This window comes from Rhodococcus sp. OK611 (assembly GCF_003050885.1).
In the GTDB taxonomy this organism is placed as follows: Bacteria; Actinomycetota; Actinomycetes; order Mycobacteriales; family Mycobacteriaceae; genus Rhodococcus_G; species Rhodococcus_G oryzae.
The window spans coordinates 1-5,134 of sequence record NZ_QAOZ01000034.1 but is presented as its reverse complement, the minus strand read 5'-3'; the positions used below and the strand labels follow the sequence as shown (position 1 = coordinate 5,134).

The following is a 5,134-nucleotide window of genomic DNA, read 5'->3' as shown; positions in this document are numbered from 1 at the left end:
GGCGATCTTCGCCTGCTCTGCGTTGACGACGTCCATGATGACCCCGCCCTTGAGCATCTCGGCCATGCCGCGCTTGACGCGGGCCGTGCCGGTGGACGATTCAGTGTCGAGCATTCTGTATTCCTCTGGGAGATTTCACCTCTGGGTACGAGGTGATGGTGGGCGGGCCGGGGGCCGAAACGGCGATCCGCCCCATGGGCGCCGTTGACCATGGGGCGGATCGGGTACTCAGCGCGCGGTGTGCGCGTCCGCGACCGAGAGCGCGGTGTCGAGGATCGCAAGCCCCTCCCGAACCTCGGCGTCGGTGGCGGTGCACGGCGGCACCGCGTGGATCCGGTTGAAGTTCGCGAACGGCAGCAGTCCGGCGGACTTGCACGCCGTGATGACCTCGTTCATCGCCGGGCTGGAGGCGCCGTACGGGGCGAGCGGTTCCTTCGTCCCACGGTCGGTGACGAGTTCGATCGCCCAGAACACGCCGACACCGCGGACGTCACCGACCGACGGGTGCCGCTGGGCGAGTTCGCGCAGTCCGGGACCGAGGATCTCGTTGCCGATCCGGGCAGCGTTCTCGACGATCTTCTCCTCCTCCATCGCGTTGATGGTGGCGACAGCGGCGGCGGTGGCCAGTGGATGGCCCGAGTACGTCAGCCCACCGGGGTACGCCCGGTTGGCGAATGTCGCCGCGATCTCGGCGTTGATCGCGACGCCGCCCAGCGGGACGTAGCCGGAGTTCACACCCTTGGCGAAGGTGATCAGGTCTGGGACCACATCGAAATGATCTATCGCAAACCACTTTCCGGTCCGCCCGAAGCCGGCCATCACCTCATCTGCGATGAACACGATGCCGTGGCGGTCGCAGATCTCCCTGACCCCGGCCATATAGCCGGGTGGGGGAACCATGATGCCCGCGGTGCCCGGTACCGATTCGAGGATGATGGCAGCGATCGTGCTCGGTCCCTCCATCGCGACCAACTGGTCGAGGTGTGCGAGCGCTCGCTCGGTCTCCTGAGCCTCATCGGCCGCGTGGAACTGCGAGCGGTAGAGGAAGGGACCGTTGAAATGCACGATGCCGCTGTTGCCGCGATCGTTGGGCCAGCGACGCGGGTCACCGGTCAGGTTGATCGCGGTGTCGGTGCCGCCGTGGTACGACCGGTACCGCGAGAGCACCTTGTAGCGGCCGGTGTGCAGTCGGGCCATCCGCACCGCGTGCTCGACGGCGTCCGCGCCGCCGTTGGTGAAGAACACCTTGTTCAGATCGCCAGGGGTCCGCTCGGCGATCAGGCGGGCCGCCTCGGAGCGGGCGTCGTTGACGTACTGCGGCGCGATCGTGCACAGCTTTGCCGCCTGCGCCTGCACGGCCGCGACGACGGTCGGGTGCTGATGACCGATGTTGGTGTTGACCAGCTGAGAAGAGAAGTCCAGCAGTCGGTTTCCGTTGCCGTCCCACACGTACGACCCCTCGGCTGCGAGGATCGTCATCGGGGTGATCTGCTCCTGCGCCGACCACGAATGGAAGACGTGCGCGCGGTCGAGCGCGAATGCCCGCTCACCCTCGGCGCGGGCCTCGTCGATGGACTGGCCGGTGGGCAGGAGGTCCTGGTGCGTTGTTGTCGTCATGGCGTGAAAGTCCTCTCCGCTCAGTTGTTCTGGGGGAAGCCGAGGTTGATGCCGCCGTGGCTGGGGTCGAGCCACCGAGTGGTGACGACCTTGCCCCTGGTGAAGAAGTGCACGCCCTCTGCACCGTGCGCGTGGGTGTCGCCGAACAGCGAGTTCTTCCATCCGCCGAAGCTGTAGTACGCCGTGGGGACGGGGATCGGGACATTGATCCCGACCATCCCGACCTCCACCTCGTTCTGGAAGCGGCGAGCGGCGCCTCCGTCGTTGGTGAAGATCGCGGTGCCGTTCCCGAACGGGCCGGAGTTGATGAGGTCCAGCGCCTCCTCGTACGAATCGACGCGCACGACGGACAGGACCGGCCCGAAGATCTCGTCCGTGTAGACGGACATGTCGGTGGTGACGTTGTCGATGAGGGTGGGACCGAGCCAGAACCCGTCGGCACCACCGTCTGCCTGGACGTCGCGGCCGTCGACGACGATCGTGGCGCCCGCCGCCTCGCCGGCGTCGACGTAGGACGAAACCTTGTCGCGGTGCGCCTTCGTCACCAGCGGGCCCATGTCGGAGTCCTTGGTGCCGTCACCGGTCTTGAGGCCCCGGGTGCGCTCGGCGATCTTCTCGACCAACTCGTCGGCGATGTCCCCCACCGCGACGAGTGCACTGATGGCCATGCAGCGTTCGCCCGCGGACCCGAAACCGGCGTTGACCATGGCGTCCGCGGCCAGGTCCAGGTCTGCATCCGGCAGCACGATTGCATGGTTCTTCGCCCCACCCAGCGCCTGCACGCGCTTGCCGTGGGCGGTGCCGGTGGCGTAGACGTACTGGGCGATCGGGGTGGACCCGACGAAGGAGATCGCCTTGATCGCCGGGTTCGTCAGCAACTCGTCGACGGCGGTCTTGTCGCCCTGGAGCACGTTGAACACGCCTGCGGGCAGGCCGGCCTCGGCCCACAGCTCGGCCATCCAGATCGCCGCGCTCGGATCCTTCTCGGACGGCTTGAGGATGACGGTGTTGCCTGCGGCGATGGCGACCGGGAAGAACCACATCGGGACCATCGCGGGGAAGTTGAACGGAGAGATGATCCCCACCGGGCCGACCGGCTGACGAATGGAGGCGACATCGACTGCGGTGGAGGCGTTCTCGGTCATCCCACCCTTGAGCAGGTGCGCGATCCCGCAGGCGAACTCGACCACCTCCTGGCCCCGGGAGACTTCACCGAGGGCGTCCGAAAGCACCTTGCCGTGCTCAGCGGTGATGATCGCGGCGAGTTCCTCCTTGCGCTCGTTGAGCAATTCGCGGAACTTGAAGATGATCGTTGTGCGCTTCGCGAGGGACATGTCCCGCCAGGCCGGGAATGCCGCGGTGGCGGCGGCGATCACGGTCCGCGCGTCCTCGACACTCGCCAGCGCGACCGCACCGGTGACGGCGCCCGTCGCCGGGTTGGTCACCGGAGCGGTGTTGCCGCTCGTGCCGGCAAAGCCCTTACCGTCGGACCAGTGCGAGATCGTCCGAACACCATCGCTGAGAGTCATGAAGAGAACGTCCTTGTCGAGTGAGCCGATGCGCGACCGTCCGTCGCGGGTGAGATCTCCACTCTCGGTCCCGCAACAGCCCACCCGGCCCTACACAATGTAAGAGAATCCACCCCCTGCTTTACACTGCGTCAATGCTGCCGACCGTTGTCGACATCCTCGCGCTCCCCGTCATCCAGGCCGGTGAGCCGGAAGTGGTCGGCGGCGGTGCACTCGACCGGCCCGTCCGATGGGTACACGTCAGCGACCTGCCCGACCTGTCGAACCTGCTCCAGGGCGGCGAACTCGTCCTCACGACCGGGCTCCCGCTCACCCACGACCCGGTGAGTTACCTCGAAGGCCTGGCAGCGGCGGGTGCGACCGGGCTGGTGATCGAACTCGGCGTCCATGCCGAGGCGGTGCCGGCGGAAATGCCCGAGGCGGCCGACCGGCTCGGGCTGCCCGTGATCGCCCTGCACCGACAGGTCCGATTCGTCGAGGTCACCGAGGAGGTGCATCGCTCGATCGTCGCGGAGCAGTACGCCGAGGTCGCCTTCGCGCGGCAAGCGCACGAGATCTTCACCGACCTGAGCATGAAACGGGCTCCCCTGAGCGAGATAGTCGACGCCGCGGCGAGCATGCTCGACACCCCGATCGTTCTCGAGGACCTCACCCGGCAGGTGCTCGCGTTCGCGTCGCACGGCGCCCCGGCGGCCGAGTTGCTCTCGGACTGGGAACGCCGGTCGCGGCTCACTCCGATCTCGCACCAGACCGCGATCGGCGGACCGGAGGCGTGGACCACGACCCCGGTGGGCGCGCACCGCCAGGAATGGGGCCGACTCGTCGCGCCGTTCCCGACCGCGGCCGAGGCGCGGACGCGAATGACCCTCGAACGTGCCGCCCAGGCACTCGCACTGCACCGGATGGTCGAGCAGGAGGGAACCGCACTCGAGCAGCAGGCCCAGAGCGGCCTCGTCTACGAGCTCCGCCGAGGTCGCATCGAGGACGAGGCAGAGGCGACCGCACGCGCTCACGCCCTCGGCATGCGGCCGGGCCTGACCTATCTCCCCATGACGGTGCGAGTCGGCGAAATATCCAGTGTCGACCAGGTTTTCGCACAGCGGCGACGCGTACGCATGCTCGACGCCATCCGCCACGCGATCCGCGCCTCACGCAACACCGCCCTCGCCTCGAATCCACAGGACGGAAGGATCGACCTGCTGCTCTCGCGCCCGCCCGGCAGTTCAACCGCCGACGTCCTGCAGGCAGTCTGCGCGGAGATCCGCTCCGCGCTGGGCAGGATCGAGGGCGTCAGCCGGTGCACCATCGGCGCGGGGCCGGAATCCACCCGCCTGCTGGACGCCGCGGTCGGGCTCACGGAATCCGCGCACATCGCGGACGTTGCCCAGTCATTGCCGTTGGACGACAAGCTGTTTCACCGCTCCTCGGATATCCGGCTGCGCGGACTGGTAGCGCTCCTGCGCACCGACCCGCGCGTGCAGGCCTTTGCCGAAACCGAGCTCCGGGGCCTCCTCGAACACGCGGCGCGGCACGACGACGACTCCTTCCACGTGCTCCGCAGCTTCCTGGCACTCGGCGGCAACAAGACCGAGCTGGCCAAGCGACTGCACCTGTCACGGCCGACGCTGTACTCCAAGCTGGCCACCATCGAGCGCCTCCTCGGCGTCGATCTCGACGACGCCGAGTCCCGCACCTCGCTGCACACCGCCGTCCTCATTCTCGACAGTCGCGCAGGCGCACCGGGTCACGACACCCCCTGACGCACACCCCGCCCCGACAGGGCAGCCAGATCGATACTGATCTTTCATCAAATTGATCGACCTAGAACTGCTAGATCAACAAGTGTTGTGGGCCATTTCTGTTCATGAGGGGTGACAGCGACCACTTCTGTGGCTATGGTGACTGAACTCGCACGGAACGAGTGACCCCCCAACACACCGCGGGCCGCGGCAGTCCCGCTCACATCAAAAGGTTGTACCCATGACCAC

General features: G+C 67.3%; 3 protein-coding genes and 1 pseudogene. 1 reads left to right on the top strand and 3 read right to left on the bottom strand.

The annotated features are described in order from the left end of the window. The 3 genes and pseudogenes from C8K38_RS26710 to C8K38_RS26700 form a co-directional block, all read right to left on the bottom strand. A pseudogene (locus C8K38_RS26710) lies at positions 1-114 on the bottom strand (pyridoxal 5'-phosphate synthase lyase subunit PdxS); the annotation flags it as partial. Between the two features lie 114 nt (positions 115-228). Further along, positions 229-1,617 carry an aspartate aminotransferase family protein gene (locus tag C8K38_RS26705; RefSeq protein ID WP_097214442.1) on the bottom strand — a complete coding sequence of 463 codons (1,389 nt, stop codon included), beginning with the start codon at positions 1,615-1,617 and terminating at the stop codon, positions 229-231. Positions 1,618-1,637: 20 nt separating this feature from the next. Next, positions 1,638-3,146 (bottom strand): CoA-acylating methylmalonate-semialdehyde dehydrogenase, encoded by a 1,509-nt coding sequence (locus C8K38_RS26700; protein ID WP_097214443.1) that lies wholly within the window; start codon positions 3,144-3,146, stop codon positions 1,638-1,640. Positions 3,147-3,280: 134 nt separating this feature from the next. On the opposite strand from C8K38_RS26700, the gene C8K38_RS26695 reads away from it, so the two are divergent. Beyond that, a complete protein-coding gene (locus tag C8K38_RS26695) occupies positions 3,281-4,906 on the top strand; it encodes a PucR family transcriptional regulator (protein WP_097214441.1) in 1,626 nt (541 codons plus the stop codon). Positions 4,907-5,134: the final 228 nt, after the last annotated feature.

Excerpts from the sequence above, each read along its gene's own strand:
- C8K38_RS26695 (WP_097214441.1), top strand. The coding sequence starts at position 3,281 with ATGCTGCCGACCGTTGTCGACATCCTCGCGCTCCCCGTCATCCAGGCC.
- C8K38_RS26705 (WP_097214442.1), bottom strand. The coding sequence starts at position 1,617 with ATGACGACAACAACGCACCAGGACCTCCTGCCCACCGGCCAGTCCATC.
- C8K38_RS26700 (WP_097214443.1), bottom strand. The coding sequence starts at position 3,146 with ATGACTCTCAGCGATGGTGTTCGGACGATCTCGCACTGGTCCGACGGT.